Annotated in this window: 18 protein-coding genes; 15 read left to right on the top strand and 3 right to left on the bottom strand. The window is 54.2% G+C overall.

Going from position 1 to position 13,930, the window contains the following annotated elements:
- Positions 1 to 135: 135 nt before the first annotated feature.
- From AYW79_RS07745 to AYW79_RS07720, 6 genes are all read left to right on the top strand, one after another.
- Positions 136 to 1,152, top strand: a complete 1,017-nt coding sequence (locus tag AYW79_RS07745) for an L-threonylcarbamoyladenylate synthase (RefSeq protein WP_067564160.1) — start codon at positions 136 to 138, stop codon at positions 1,150 to 1,152.
- Positions 1,153 to 1,238: 86 nt separating this feature from the next.
- Positions 1,239 to 1,799 carry a manganese efflux pump MntP gene (locus AYW79_RS07740; RefSeq protein WP_067564108.1) on the top strand — a complete coding sequence of 187 codons (561 nt, stop codon included), beginning with the start codon at positions 1,239 to 1,241 and terminating at the stop codon, positions 1,797 to 1,799.
- 34 nt (positions 1,800 to 1,833) lie between these two features.
- On the top strand, positions 1,834 to 2,331 hold the full coding sequence (locus AYW79_RS07735) for an arsenate reductase/protein-tyrosine-phosphatase family protein (RefSeq protein ID WP_067564104.1): 498 nt from the start codon (positions 1,834 to 1,836) through the stop codon (positions 2,329 to 2,331).
- Between the two features lie 39 nt (positions 2,332 to 2,370).
- Positions 2,371 to 2,832, top strand: coding sequence for a ribose 5-phosphate isomerase B (rpiB, locus tag AYW79_RS07730; protein ID WP_067564101.1), 462 nt, complete (start codon positions 2,371 to 2,373; stop codon positions 2,830 to 2,832).
- Positions 2,829 to 3,374: a TIGR01440 family protein gene (locus tag AYW79_RS07725; protein WP_067564098.1), complete on the top strand. Its 546-nt coding sequence runs from the start codon at positions 2,829 to 2,831 to the stop codon at positions 3,372 to 3,374. Before rpiB ends, AYW79_RS07725 begins: the two co-directional genes overlap by 4 nt.
- Before the next feature lie 32 nt (positions 3,375 to 3,406).
- Positions 3,407 to 4,639 (top strand): serine hydroxymethyltransferase, encoded by a 1,233-nt coding sequence (locus tag AYW79_RS07720; RefSeq protein ID WP_067564157.1) that lies wholly within the window; start codon positions 3,407 to 3,409, stop codon positions 4,637 to 4,639.
- Between the two features lie 101 nt (positions 4,640 to 4,740).
- On the opposite strand, the gene AYW79_RS07715 is transcribed toward AYW79_RS07720, so the two are convergent.
- From AYW79_RS07715 to AYW79_RS07705, 3 genes are read right to left on the bottom strand one after another with little or no spacing between them, the layout of a single operon-like run.
- Positions 4,741 to 6,096, bottom strand: coding sequence for a polysaccharide deacetylase family protein (locus AYW79_RS07715; RefSeq protein ID WP_067564096.1), 1,356 nt, complete (start codon positions 6,094 to 6,096; stop codon positions 4,741 to 4,743).
- Positions 6,097 to 6,152: 56 nt separating this feature from the next.
- Positions 6,153 to 7,367, bottom strand: coding sequence for an MFS transporter (locus AYW79_RS07710; RefSeq protein ID WP_067564093.1), 1,215 nt, complete (start codon positions 7,365 to 7,367; stop codon positions 6,153 to 6,155).
- Entirely contained in the window at positions 7,364 to 8,548 is a 1,185-nt protein-coding gene (locus AYW79_RS07705) for an MGDG synthase family glycosyltransferase (protein WP_067564091.1), read from the bottom strand. Before AYW79_RS07705 ends, AYW79_RS07710 begins: the two co-directional genes overlap by 4 nt.
- Before the next feature lie 266 nt (positions 8,549 to 8,814).
- Between AYW79_RS07705 and upp the strand changes: the two genes are divergently transcribed.
- The 9 genes from upp to atpH all read left to right on the top strand — a co-directional run bounded on the left by upp (position 8,815) and on the right by atpH (position 13,919).
- On the top strand, positions 8,815 to 9,441 hold the full coding sequence (gene upp, locus AYW79_RS07700) for a uracil phosphoribosyltransferase (RefSeq protein WP_067564088.1): 627 nt from the start codon (positions 8,815 to 8,817) through the stop codon (positions 9,439 to 9,441).
- A 22-nt stretch (positions 9,442 to 9,463) separates the two neighbouring features.
- Positions 9,464 to 10,624, top strand: a complete 1,161-nt coding sequence (wecB, locus tag AYW79_RS07695; protein ID WP_067564086.1) for a non-hydrolyzing UDP-N-acetylglucosamine 2-epimerase — start codon at positions 9,464 to 9,466, stop codon at positions 10,622 to 10,624.
- A 32-nt stretch (positions 10,625 to 10,656) separates the two neighbouring features.
- Entirely contained in the window at positions 10,657 to 10,830 is a 174-nt protein-coding gene (locus AYW79_RS15835; protein WP_179123038.1) for a zinc ribbon domain-containing protein, read from the top strand.
- A 261-nt stretch (positions 10,831 to 11,091) separates the two neighbouring features.
- Positions 11,092 to 11,337 (top strand): AtpZ/AtpI family protein, encoded by a 246-nt coding sequence (locus AYW79_RS07690; RefSeq protein ID WP_067952770.1) that lies wholly within the window; start codon positions 11,092 to 11,094, stop codon positions 11,335 to 11,337.
- Positions 11,334 to 11,732 (top strand): hypothetical protein, encoded by a 399-nt coding sequence (locus AYW79_RS07685; RefSeq protein ID WP_067564080.1) that lies wholly within the window; start codon positions 11,334 to 11,336, stop codon positions 11,730 to 11,732. Before AYW79_RS07690 ends, AYW79_RS07685 begins: the two co-directional genes overlap by 4 nt.
- Positions 11,733 to 11,740: 8 nt before the next feature.
- The gene (gene atpB, locus AYW79_RS07680; RefSeq protein ID WP_067564078.1) at positions 11,741 to 12,499 is read left to right on the top strand and encodes a F0F1 ATP synthase subunit A; all 759 of its coding nucleotides are present in this window, start codon (positions 11,741 to 11,743) and stop codon (positions 12,497 to 12,499) included.
- A gap of 73 nt (positions 12,500 to 12,572) precedes the next feature.
- Positions 12,573 to 12,809: an ATP synthase F0 subunit C gene (gene atpE / locus AYW79_RS07675; RefSeq protein WP_067564075.1), complete on the top strand. Its 237-nt coding sequence runs from the start codon at positions 12,573 to 12,575 to the stop codon at positions 12,807 to 12,809.
- Positions 12,810 to 12,891: 82 nt separating this feature from the next.
- Positions 12,892 to 13,377, top strand: coding sequence for a F0F1 ATP synthase subunit B (atpF, locus tag AYW79_RS07670; protein ID WP_067564072.1), 486 nt, complete (start codon positions 12,892 to 12,894; stop codon positions 13,375 to 13,377).
- Positions 13,371 to 13,919: an ATP synthase F1 subunit delta gene (gene atpH / locus AYW79_RS07665; RefSeq protein WP_067564069.1), complete on the top strand. Its 549-nt coding sequence runs from the start codon at positions 13,371 to 13,373 to the stop codon at positions 13,917 to 13,919. The genes atpF and atpH overlap by 7 nt, the downstream gene beginning before the upstream one ends.
- Positions 13,920 to 13,930 lie beyond the last annotated feature (11 nt).

Genomic DNA, 13,930 nt, shown 5'->3' with positions numbered 1-13,930 from the left:
TCGTCACAAACACGACGTGAATACGGCATGAAGTCAGGGTGATTCGGTGTGGAAACGATCTATTGGAAACTTGAGTATGTGACCGCCGATGGGTCAGAGCAACAACGCGCAGAGATCGCTGCAAAGAACGATCAGATGATCCGCGCCGCGGGCGCTTTGCTCAAAGCGGGACACCTGGTCGCCTTTCCGACAGAAACCGTGTACGGACTTGGCGCCAATGCGTTTGATTCAGACGCGGTTGCTGCAATCTTCGGGGCGAAAGGTCGCCCCTCTGACAATCCGCTAATCGTTCACATCGCAGATTACGAGATGCTCGTCACATTAACACCGCCGCCGTCTGCGCTCGCGCAGACGCTGATCGATCACTTTTGGCCGGGTCCCCTCACGCTTGTGTTGCCTGCCCGCGCCGCGATTCCATCGGTTGTCACCGCAGGGCTCGATACGGTTGCGGTTCGCATGCCAGACCACGCGGTGGCACGCGCGCTAATCCGTGCGGCAAACCTACCACTCGCCGCGCCTTCCGCCAATCGCAGCGGGAAGCCGAGTCCGACCCGGGCGCCCCACGTTGCAGAAGATCTTGACGGAAAGATTGCAGGAATCCTCGACGGGGGCCCTTGCGCGATTGGGATTGAGTCAACCGTTGTGCGCGTGCTTGATCACACCATTCACATTCTGCGACCAGGCATGATCAGTGCCGGACAAATGGCGCGCGTGCTCCCTGCCGATGTGACGATCGTCGATGAGATGGCGCACGCAGAGCAGTTCCCCGCCGCGCCCCGCTCGCCTGGGCAGAAGTATCGTCACTACGCACCGCAAGGCGTATTGCAGGTATTCATTGCGAGTGACCTTGCGACCTCGCGAGCGCGCATTGAACATGCGATTGAGGAAGATCGAGCACATGGGATGCGGACTGCTGCGCTTATGCTGACTGCAGGCGCGGCGAACGCGACCTATCGCGTTGAGCTTGGTTCCCCCGATCATCTGGAGACGTATGCGTTTCATCTCTACGATGCGCTGCGCGCGTGCGATCGCCTGTCGATTGACCGCATTTATGCCCAAGGCGTGAAGCTGAGTGACAAATCATCCGGTATCATGAATCGGTTGATCAAAGCGGCAGGCGGACATGTCGAGGAACTGGACGTACCCGGTTGACGCTTGTCTCATGATTGCACGTCCCGTCGCATATACTTTCACGTGCAAAGTAACGTGGCGAGTCGTGTGCGAAGGGTGGACATCGCGTGATTGGCATTCAACCAGCTGGCTTTCTTACGGTCATCATTATCGGCATCGCGCTCAGCATGGACGCATTCTCACTCGGCGTCGGACTCGGTGCACAAGGGATGCGCTGGCGCGATGTCGTGCGACTCGCTCTGGTGATCAGCATGCTGCATGTCATACTCCCACTCACAGGCATCTGGATTGGCAAGATGCTACACGGTATCTTTGGCGCGCTCTTCCAGCGTATCGCCGCACTGATCTTGATGCTGCTCGGATCAAAGATGGCGCTAGAGTCGCTCCGGCGAAAAGCAGACGATGAGTTTCCACCGTTGCAGGCAAATCTTTTCCAATTGTCTCTTTTTGCATTGGGCGTGAGCATGGATGCATTGTCTGTCGGGTTCTCCTTGGGTACACTAGGAGTAAGTCCACTCTTGTCGTCCCTCGCGTTCGGGCTGCTCAGCGGGACGCTCTCACTCGCTGGAATCTATATCGGGCGCAAGGTGAATCAGGCGCTTGGAGAATATGGTCAATTGGCGGGTGGAGCCGTGCTTGTGGCGCTCGGCCTAAAAATATTCTTCTAAAAATAGATAGAGAATAGGGATAGGAGATGTGCGGATGTATCGCATCTTGGTCGTTTGCACAGGGAACACGTGTCGCTCACCTTTGGCATCGATTCTTCTTGAAGAGGCGTTTCGCCGCAAAGGTTTGGCAGAGCAAGTGGTCGTCGATTCAGCTGGCATCTCTGCCGCGCGTGGCCAGCCCATCTCAGATGGCGCAAAGCAATCACTCGATAAACGCGGATTGGAAGCGGCGGCGAAGCGCCATCGCTCAAAGCCGGTAGAACACCGAGATTTATCGCTCGTTGACTTGATTCTTGTGATGACGAGGCAGCATAAGCTGGCACTCCTTGCGGATGCGCCAGAGACGCTTGACAAGGTGTACACCCTGCGGGAGTACGTGATGCTTGATCGTCCGGTTGATGAAGAAGAAGCGCTTGATATCGCAGATCCATTTGGCACATCCTCGGCTGCCTACGAAAAGGTAGCGGCGGAACTGGAGACGCTTTGTGAAGAGATCGCAGAGCGCATCGCGCGTCAGCTTGGCAAGGAGTGACAGGTCATCTACAATATAAATAGTGAAAGAGGGGTTTCCATGAACGTTGCGATTGCGTCGGATCACGGCGGCTTCGCGCTTAAAGAAGCGCTCAAAGAGGCGCTTTCTGAGCGCGTTTCCATCACGGATTTTGGGTGCGATTCAGAAGCGTCCGTCGATTATCCAGATTATGCCAAGTCGGTGGCAGAGCGGGTCGCGGCGGGTGAGTTTGAGCGCGGCATTCTGCTTTGCGGTACAGGCATTGGCATGTGTATTGCGGCGAATAAGGTACCGGGCATTCGCGCGGCCACGGTGCACGATCTCTTCTCAGCGGAAGCGACGCGCGCGCACAATGACAGCAACATCTTGACGATGGGGGGACGAGTCATCTCGGAACAACAGGCGATCGAGATTGCAAAGGTTTGGCTTTTGACACCGTATGAAGGCGGACGTCACGCGCGGCGACTGGAGAAGATTCACGACCTTGAAGAAACGTACGCTGCCGGGACGCATCAGGCATGAGCGATACGTTCTATGAGGCCACCTGTCGCGCGCTTAAAGAATTGGCAGAGCACGCCGACCTCACGTCAGGTAAGCTTTTGGTGATCGGCGCTAGCAGCAGCGAAGTCGGCGGGCATACCATCGGCACGGCTGGTTCTGATGAAATTGCGGCGCAACTCGTGGATGCATTTTTCGAGGTGCAGTCCGAGTTTGGCTTCGAACTCGCGGTGCAGTGCTGTGAACATCTCAATCGCGCGCTTGTCGTGACGCGAAAAACGCTTGAAATTGAACGTTTGGAAGAAGTAAGCGCCGTCCCTGTACGCCACGCAGGTGGTGCAGTCGCCGCAGAAATGTATCGTCGTTTGCCAGACAGTGTGCTGGTCGAAGCGGTGCGCGCGCACGCGGGGATCGACATCGGCGACACGCTGATCGGCATGCATCTGCGTCCGGTTGCCGTCCCCATACGCCTTTCACTGAAAGAGATTGGATATGCGCATGTTACGGCAGCGCGTACACGTCCACGACTGATCGGTGGCGCGCGTGCGATGTATACTCGACTTTAAACGGAGGGTTTTTATTGACACACCTTTATGTGATGGATCCTGAAATAGCAAAAGCGTATGAGGCAGAGCGAATTCGCCAAAATTCTAAAATTGAATTGATCGCATCGGAAAATTTTGTGAGTAAGGCAGTCATGGACGCGGCGGGCTCTGTCCTTACCAACAAATATGCAGAAGGCTATCCTGGCCGACGCTATTATGGTGGATGTGAGCATGTTGACACGGTCGAGTTGATCGCGATCGAGCGCGCAAAACAACTGTTTGGCGCTGAGTATGTCAACGTTCAGCCGCACTCCGGGGCACAGGCGAACATGGCGGTTTATCAGGCGCTTTTAAAACCGGGTGACAAAGTCATCGGCATGAACCTCGCACATGGCGGCCACCTCACGCATGGCAGCCCGGTGAATTTCTCTGGGCAACTCTATCACTTTATTCCGTACGGTGTGGATGAAGTGACGCATCGGATCAAGTATGACGAGATTGCGGCGTTGGCGGAAGAGCATCGTCCAAAGATGATCGTGGCGGGAGCGAGCGCGTATCCGCGCGTGATTGATTTCCCGCGTTTGCGCGAAATCGCCGACAGCGTGGGCGCTCTGCTGATGGTGGATATGGCGCATATTGCAGGACTGGTTGCCAGTGGCGTGCATCCAAGCCCGGTGCCCTACGCGGATGTCGTGACAACCACGACGCATAAGACGCTGCGCGGACCGCGCGGTGGTCTGATTCTTGCGCGCGAGGCGTACGCTAAAGCGCTCGACAAGGCACTTTTCCCCGGAATTCAGGGTGGTCCACTCATGCATATCATCGGGGCAAAAGCGGTCGCGTTTGGCGAGGCGCTACGCCCTGAGTTCCATGCGTATTCTAAGCAGATCGTGAAAAACGCGACGGCGCTTGCGCAAGCACTCACGACACGCGGATTCAACCTCGTCTCAGGAGGAACGGACAATCACCTCTTATTGATCGATGTGCGCTCTGTAAACTTGACGGGAAAAGAGGCGGAGCATCGCCTCGACGAGATTGGCGTGACGACGAATAAGAACGCGATTCCGTTTGATCCGCAAAAACCCGGAATCACGAGTGGTGTGCGTATCGGTACGCCGGCCGTGACGACACGGGGGATGGATGAGAAGGCGATGGAAGAGATCGCAGAGATCTTCTCGCTCACGCTTCAACAGGATGATCAGACGGCGCGAAATCAAGCGATGCAGAAGGTTCGCGAACTCACAAAGCGCTTTCCACTGTACGATACATTTACGTACTTAGTGTGATTGATAAGCAAATGAACTAGATAAAGGGGCAGTCTCTATAAATATGGAGGCTGCCCCTTTATCTGCTGTACATCGTGTGGAGGATATGTCAGACATTCATTCTACGGTTCCATGTCGGGCGGTTGCGAGGTGGCGACTTCAGCCATCGCCTGCTGCGTGGCGCGAAGTGATTTGGCAGCGCCTGGGCCATAGCGCGTGATCAATTCTTCACGTGACATCCACATAAGGCGCGGGTGCATCGCTTCAAGGCCGTGTGTGAACCGCTTGCGTCCTTCTGGATGATAGAGCGACATGATGAGTGAGAGCAAAAATTTAATCCAGCGGTTGAGCAACGTATCTGGAATGTCCTCCACATGAAAGCCTAAATTCTCCATTCCGCGATGAATCATCGTCATGCCGAAAATGGCCTGGCCCTCCTGGAATCGTTTATCGTAAAGCAGGGCGAGCGCAACATCATGCAAGCTATCGCGCACCTCACGCAGGCCGCGTATCGCCATGCGCTCGACGGGCTTTACGCGTTGTAGTTCTTGGACGGCTAAATTCTGCAGATGAATTTCAACAACCTTGACACCATCGATCAAGCCGGCTTCTGGCCGCGGTCCCAACCGCCATGAAACCAGGCTCAGGCGAAACATGCGGGACATTGGATATACGCTGTATAGGCGGTCAAAAAGCTTTTCCCAGACTCTCCAGAGAGGATGGATGAGACGTTGTGAGACGCGCGGAAAGGATCCATTCCTCTTTGCCTTTGCTTTCATCGCGTACAAGACAGGGTCAGCTGTAAATTGAAAACCCATCTCCCGGTAGACAGGGAGAATCTGTTCTAAGGCGCGCAGGGTATTCGCGGGCGCGCCAGGGGCGCCTCCGCTATCGTGTAGCAAAATGACGGCGCCGTTGTGAAATCGCTTGGCAATGCGCTCCGCAATGGCGGAAATTTGCAATCCTTTGAGCCAGTCGCGCCCAGCGATCGACCACAGCACGGGAGTCTGACCCGAAGAGCGCAGGGCGAGCGGAAGGAATAGATTGAACCTTCCCCACGGGGGTCGAAACCACACGACAGGCTCATGGGTAACGCGTTCAATCATGGCCGCCGCCATGCGAACCTCGCGAAATGTTTGCCACGGGGTAAGAAACCAAGCATTTCGGTGATGGGCGGTGTGACTCCCGACAAGATGGCCGCGCCTCAGAATTTCTCTCACCAATTCTGGATAGCGCGTCGCCTTTTCCCCGATTAGAAAAAACACGGCTCGCACGCGGTGCGCGTCGAGTAGATCGAGCATCTGCGGCGTGTATTCGGGATCGGGTCCATCGTCAAACGTGAGCGTCACGTCACGCTTTAATTCATCGCCGCGATGGATGGACGTGATATGTAAAACGTGAAAGAGCAGTTCTGCCAAAGGGGCATAGAGTACCCAAAGTGCCAGAAAAATTGCGATGGCAAGATAAACGTCGTGCAAAAAAGTACACCTCATTCCAAAAAACCAATGACATCTATTGTGTTGCGAAGCGTTGCTCAGGTTTTCGGAGAGATCTTGCGCTCTGCAAGTGCGGGTACGCGCAGAAAGAGATAGAGTACCCCCATAAGGCCGACGACAAACACACTGAGGATAAAAGGTGCCTGAATCCCGCTCTGACTCCAAAGCTGCCCGCTGACCAGTGGTCCGCTCGCCGTTCCCAGTCCCTCCACCGTCATGAAAAGCCCCCACATGACACCGCGTTTTCGCTCATCGACGGCTCGATCAAGGATGGTGTTCCATGCGGGGAGAATCGCCGCATAAGACACCCCGACAAAAGCCATGCAAAGCAGCGCCGGAAGAAATTCGCGTTGAATGAGAAACAGGGCCAACATGAGCGCTGTAAAAAGAAACCCCCCCGATAAAAACGGGCGAAATCCAAGGCGGTCGATCAGGTGTCCTGCCATCGGCAGTGAAGCTGCCGTAACACCGCCCACGATGATAATTCCCACGCTCTGGAGTTGCGGTCCGATCTGAAGAACGGTGCGCAAATAGGGGGAAAGCACGGGGATGAGCAACCCCATGGCAAAGGTCTGCATAAACATGATGGGAAACAACGCGCGTATGTCCTTTAAGTGTACGATGATCTCGCCAAAATATCTACGCGCACTCACAAATGATGCTTCGTTTGTTGTGTGCGGTTTTGGAAACTGCTGGTGAAATAAAAGCATAAAAAAACCGGCAATCAAAACGAGTGACTCAAGCAGGGTAAAGATGATGGGGTAAGACGTCGCATAGAGTAAATTGACCACGACAGGACCCGCGCCACCGCCGATCAACCAAGCGATATAAATTTTGCCCATGGCCACCGCCTTTCCGTTTGGAACGGCGTTCGCGGTCACTGCCCCGACGACAGATGGCCAGAGGGGGGCGGCGCCAGCACCAAATAAAGCGGCTCCTGCGACAAAGAGTGGAGCTGTTTGTGCGGTAGCGATGAGCAGAATGCCAAGCGAAGCGACAAGCAGTCCGATGGTCAGGGTTTTAGGCGCGCCAAAATGATCGATCAAGAGGCCAGACGGCGTGCGCAAAAGATTATCGAACAAATAGTGCGCGCTGATCGCCAGACCGACGCCTGCAGGTCCCAACGCGACGGCCTCAAGCGCAGAGTTTGGCAGGATGGTCAACATCAGCGCGTTTCGGACAAACTCAATGAGCGCGAGCCCAGTGAGGATCCCCAGGCGCGGAATGGGCATGGCAATCGCAAATTTTTTCATGATTGTTGCGCATAATAGCGTTCATCAATCATCATTTCGTGCGGTGGCAACGCTTTGTTGATCTTTGGCAGCTCGTCTGCAATCGACTGCGCGGCTGTCGCGCGGCGGATCAATCGGGTGTTTTCCTTCATTCGAGAAAGGCGCGCAGGACTGCCGCCAAGTAGGCGCTCGACGTGGGCAAACACCTGTTTACGCGTCTTTGCGAGGACTGCGACGCGCGAACGGACGAGAAATGCGGCATTCTGTGTCTCCTGACCTGGGATGGGGCGATAGAGTAGCATCGGTACTTCCATAGCGAGCGCTTCACTCACGGTCAAGCCGCCTGCTTTCGTCAAAATCAGGTCGGATACGGCCATCAGTTCATGAACCTCTCGCGTAAAACCAAAGACCCACACAGGGTGTTTGGCGGCTGGGCGCAGCGCTTCAACGCTCTGGCGGAGCTTGTCGTTTCGGCCGCAAACGACAATCACCTGCATATCAAACTCACTTTGAAACAATTCGTCACAGATCTGTACGATATCCCCAAGAACGCCGTATGCGCCGCCCATGACGAGCAATGTCGGCATGCCTTCGCGCATTCCCAATCGTTTAAGGACAGCGGGGCGGTCGACAGGCTGTAAAAATGCGTTGCCGATCGGTATTCCAGACACGGTCACGCGCGTTGCGGGTACGCCGCGCAGCATCAGTCCGCGTTTTACGTGCTCTGACCCTACGAAATAGTGATCCGTGTAGCGGTGAATCCACTGGCTGTGAACCGCGTGATCAGTAATGACGGTGGCCGTTGGGATCGCAGTCAGCCCGCGCTCGCGCAGCAGCGACATGACGCCCGCCGGCGTTGGGAAGGTCGAAAGGACGAGGTCCGGACGGAAAGCGTGTAGAAATGCTTCCAACTCCTCGTATCCGAGCCGATTGAGCCTTCTCTGAATCAGTGAAGAAGGCGCGATTTTACTAGTCCCTTTGTAGAAAAGGCCATAGAGAGCAGGTACAAAACGGACGCTTTTCAGGTAGAAATAACGCGCAAATGAGTTCAGCATGGGGTGAACCATCTGAATGTAATCGACGATCTGAACGTCCATCGCTGGATTGTTAGCAAGCAGTGCATCGCGAACGGCGAGAGACGCACGCTGATGACCTTCGCCGTAGGTGGCCGAGAGAATCAGCACGCGCGTTAAACCCGACATGGTGGAACCTCCTAGCGAACTTCTACAAATCAGGACATCCCATTCGTCATTGTAACAGCTTAAAGAATAATTGCGTAATGAGTGCTCGTAACTAACCAATCTTACCATGAAGAGGTTCATGTAAACCTCATCCTCGACGCTAAAATGTGTCAATCCTTTTTGCGAAGACGAAAGCTTCTTTGTGCAGGATTGAGGAAGATTCGCGTCGAAAGGGTAAGCTCAGGTATAATGAGCAAAACTTGTACAATGGATAAGGGTGAAACAAGGTGACCGCTGTTAAACTCGTGAAGCATCCGCTCGCGCAGGATGCATTGGCAAGACTTCGTAATCGCGAGACAGACGTGCCACAGTTTCGCGCGTTGATTTCGCAACTGGCGATCTATCTCGCCATCACAAGCACAGAAGAATTGCGCATGCAGACGGTCGAGATTGAGACGCCCGTCACGAAAGCTGAGATGAGTGTCGCAGCGGAAGAGATTGTTCTCGTTCCTATTTTACGCGCAGGCCTCGGAATGGTCGAGGGCATGTTGACAATTTTGACGCGTGCCACGGTTGGACATTTGGGATTGTATCGGGATCACGAGACACTGCAACCGATTGAGTATTATGCAAACACGCCGGGGAACCTCGAAGAGCGCATGGTGATCGTGCTCGATCCGATGCTCGCGACGGGCGGCTCTGCCAGCGCCGCGCTTACCCGCTTGAAAGAACGCGGGGCAAAGCGTTTGCTGCTTGCTTCGATTATCGCGGCGCCTGAAGGGATTGAGCGCTTGGAACGTGATCACCCGGATGTTCAGGTCGTCACGATCTCAATCGATCAAAAACTGAATGAGCGCGGGTATATTGTTCCTGGACTCGGGGACGCGGGAGACCGCATGTTTGGCACACTTTGACAGTCGGCGCGGAGGGTAATGCATGTCACGTAAACGTGTGATGACAATCTTTGGGACGCGTCCTGAAGCAGTAAAGATGGCTCCGCTCGTACAGGCGCTTCGGCGCGCTGAGGCGTTTGAAACGATTGTATGTGTCACTGCGCAACATCGCGAACAACTCGATCAGGTGCTGCAGACGTTTGACATTGTTCCAGATCATGACTTGGACATCATGGAGGCGCGGCAGACGCTCACGCGCATTTCTGTGAAGGTGCTTCGTCTGCTGGAGGATGTTTTGGCTGAAGAAAAACCAGATATCGTGTTGGTGCACGGCGATACGACGACGACGTTTGCAGCGGGTCTCGCCGCGTATTATCAGCAGATTGCGATCGGCCATGTGGAGGCTGGGCTGCGCACGTGGAACAAGTATTCCCCGTTTCCGGAAGAGATGAATCGTCAGCTGACCGGCGTGATGGCGGATCTTCACTTTGCGCCGACGGCGATGGCGGCGCGCAATCTGCTTGCCGAGAACAAACCGGAAGACGCGATCTTTATCACCGGGAATACGGCAATTGATGCGATGAAAACGACCGTGAAAAAGGACTATCGCCACCCAGTTCTAGATGCGGTGAAAGAAGGGCAGCGCTTGGTTTTCATGACGGCGCATCGCCGCGAGAATCTGGGCGACAAGTTTGAGCAGATCTTTCGCGCTGTACGGGATCTGGTTGATCGCGTCGAGGATGTGCATGTCGTGTACCCAGTTCACCTTAACCCTGCCGTGCGTGAGCCTGCGGCGAGAATTCTTGGAGAACATCCGCGGATTTCGCTGATTGACCCGCTCGATGTGATGGATGCGCACAATTTTATGGCGCGGGCGCACCTCATTCTCACGGACTCAGGCGGGATGCAGGAAGAAGCGCCCTACCTCGGGGTGCCCTGTCTCGTATTGAGGGATACCACGGAGCGGCCAGAAGGAATTGAGGCGGGAACGCTTCGTCTCGTCGGGACGGAATATGAGCAGGTTTATACTCAAGCGCTCGAACTGTTGACGGATGAGAACGCGCATCGCGAGATGGCGATCGCCGCGAGTCCGTATGGCGACGGCTTTGCGTCAGAACGGATTGTAGAGGCGCTGAAACACTATTTTTATCAGGGCGCTCGTCCGGCCGCGTTTGTCCCAAAATCAAAAGACGAAAATCGTTAAATGTGGCATACGCTGGTAAGGGGGTGAGTGAAGTGAAGCATACGCATTGGGAGATCGACTCAGAGTGCCCGCAGTGCGGAAAACACAACCGTCTGCGCATCCCTGTCGGGGAGCGCGTCGTGCGCGTACACTGTGAGCATTGCACGCACGGCTATGAGTATACGCATGTCGTTGTCGAACATGAAGAAGTCACAGATGAGCAATAAGACGTCTATTCATACGGATTCAGAAAATCGTCATGTTTCGCGGCGTGTTCGCGTTTAGGTTTCATTGACAATGTTTTTCGTACTAGTGTAGTATCTATAGCGGGTCCCGGTTAGGCAGGCCTTATGGTGTTATGATATTACTGGGTAGTCTGTCAGGATTCCCGCTCCATTTATCCCCAGCTACAATTGGGTCGCTAGCCGGTTTGGAACCGACAGAGGTTGACCGCAACTGCGTAATCCTCCCACTGACATGTTTGGGTGGTGTCCAAGATCAAAGATGATCGAGGGTCGGGCCAGAAAAATGAAGAGTGGAAAGCGTTTGCAGTATTTTCTGGCGCTTCCCTTCAATTGTTGGTCTCCATGATTGTTTTTGGATTTTTGGGTCATGCCCTTTCCCAACGATGGAACGTTGCATGGCCGACGCTCGTCGGTGTGCTGTTCGGATTGCTCGCAGGGGTTTACGGCTTGTCGTTCCTGATTAAACGCTTTTTGGGAGAGAAGCCATGAACGATCTGCAAGAATTGAATCGGCGTGTGCGCATGGTCTGGCGCATGGGCTTGCTTGTGCTTGCCCTGTCGCTAATCGCATTGTTCGTTTTTCCGCATGCCGGCGCGATCCTAAAAGGACTTTTGTTGGGAGAATTGGGTGGGATTTACGTAATTTATAGCATGATTCGCCAAGGCCATGTAAAAGATGGTATGGAGGGACGTGCGCTGTTCGCCTCAGGCATGATGGGGATGGTTACGCGCTTGGTCGTTTTGGTGACGGTTTTGATCGTCGCGATCAAGTCAGGACTCAACCCCTACGCTGCCCTTGTCGGCTATCTAATAGGGCTCGTGCTCATCGTGATTGGCATGTGGGGGATGGCCCAAAACAGCCGTCGATTTCCCGGGGGAAAGTAGGTGAATGAATGTCCGCATTTCCAATGCTGTTTCCAAACAGTGCCTTTCCAATCAACTTGACGACGATCGCCATGATGATCTTGGCAGGTTTGGTTGTGATTATTTTTTTGCGCGTCGCCGCAAGTCGTCTCAGCGTGCGTGAACCTGGAAAAATGCAAAACCTCGTGGAGTGGATCATCGAGTTTACGGCGAATATGGCCAAAGATACGATGCCTTCACAGCGCCTGGTGCAGTGGGTTCTTCCGCTCGCGTTTACGATGCTTCTGTTTTTGTTTGTGTCAAACTGGCTCGGCGTGATTGCTACGGTCAGCATCAACACAAATCATCCGATCCCGTGGCTTGGAATCACTGCGCAAAAACTCGCGCAGGCGCACGGTGAGGTTCCGCTTTATGATTCGCCTACGGCAAACATGAGCATGACGCTTGGGATGGCGTTTATGGTGTGGGTGATCAGCCATTTTCAAGGACTTAAAACGCCTCGCAAGTGGTTGCGTCACTATAAAAACCCAATGTTTATCATTGAGGAGATCACCAACCCGCTCACGCACGGGATGCGTCTCTACGGGAATATTTTTGCGGGTGAAGCATTGATCGGCGTCATTTTAAGCATTCCGATCCTTTACCACGTGATCCCGATCGGCTTGCCGCTTCTCTTGGTCTGGCTTTTTTACAGCGCGTTCGTGAGCAGCATCCAAGCTTACGTCTTTACGATCTTGATGACACTGTACATTGGCCATAAATCGTACGGCGAACAAACCGATCATTAAGGGGAAGCCAGTTTGTCATTGGCACACCCCACGCAACACACTATAAATGAAAGCCACGAGGAGGAAGTTTAAGATGGTGCAAGCGTTATATGATATCGCGGTGGCCTTGCTGTTGGGTCTATCGGCTGCAGGTTCTGGTGTGGGTGACGGCCTCGTCATGAGCAAGTATGTCGAAGGAGTTGCTCGCCAACCTGAAGCGCGCGGTTCTATTTTTTCGAGCGCGCTGCTTGGTGTCGCGATTGTCGAAGCGTTCCCCGTTATCGCACTCGCGTTCGGGATTATCATCCTCTTTACAAAAGGCGCGCTCTAAGTCGCCCGCGCATGGCGGGTAGCCTGTGTAAATACAGGAACAGCCGCGCATGACGTAAGAAAGAAAGGGGAGAAATACGACCTTGTTCGAATTAGGTACGTTTGTCGTCTCGATCGTCACGTTCTTGATTCTGTTTTTGATCATCCGAAAAGTTGGGTTCGAACCGCTTAACAACATGCTTGAAAAGCGACGTCAGTATGTGATGAATGAGCTGTCAGAAGCGGAGCGCGCTCGTAAGATGAGCGAGTCGCAATTAAATGAGCAAAAAGCGATCCTTGAAGATGCAAAGCGCCAAGTGAAAGAGATGCTCGATACAGCGCGCGTGCGCGCAGACGATCAGGCGCGTGAGATTCTTTTGCAAGCGCAGGAAGAAGCGCAGCGACTGCTTGAGTCGAGTCGCCAATTGATCGAACGGGAGCGCGCCGAAGCGATGAATGCCGTTCTCGCGTCGGTCGCGTCACTCACCGTGCAGCTTAGTGAAGGGTTGCTTCGCCATCATGTGACGGAGACCGAACACCAGTCGATGATGGACGAAGCACAGCAGCGCCTGGGTGAACTGGTATGCTAAACGGCGCTGTAACACACCGCTATACGCAAGGGTTGTTTCTTGCGGCGGTGGATGCGGGGCAAGTGTCGAATGTCGATGAGAGCCTTCAAGCGCTCGCCGCAGCACTTGCACAAACCGAGTCGTTTCGACGCTTTTTTGAAAGCCCACTGGTGTCGTTTGACCAGAAACAGGGCGTGTTGCATAAGGTGCTATCCGGACGTGTGCCAGATGTTTTGCTCACATTTCTGGCGGTTCTCTTCAAGCGTAAACGCGCGGAATACGTGTCAGCCATCGCGAGCGTTTTCCATGCGCATGCGAATGACTACTACGGACGCGTGGATGTGCGCATCACGTCGGCGAAACCGTTGACGGAAGAGCAGCGCGAGAGTGTGACACAGAGCTTGAAAGCAGCGCTCTCAAAAGAGATTGAAGCGGTGATCGACATCGATCCGGAACTGATTGCCGGTTATAAAATTCAACTCGGCAATCGCGTGATCGATTCGACAGTTAAAAATGCGCTTCGCCAACTGAGTGTCGCGCTTGCAGAGAAACGGATTGTGTGAGGAGGGAAACC

The sequence above is a fragment of the Ferroacidibacillus organovorans genome (genome assembly GCF_001642725.1).
GTDB lineage: Bacteria > Bacillota > Bacilli > Alicyclobacillales > SLC66 > Ferroacidibacillus > Ferroacidibacillus organovorans.
Note: the sequence above shows the minus strand (reverse complement) of the source record. Positions and strands in the feature narration are given on the sequence as shown.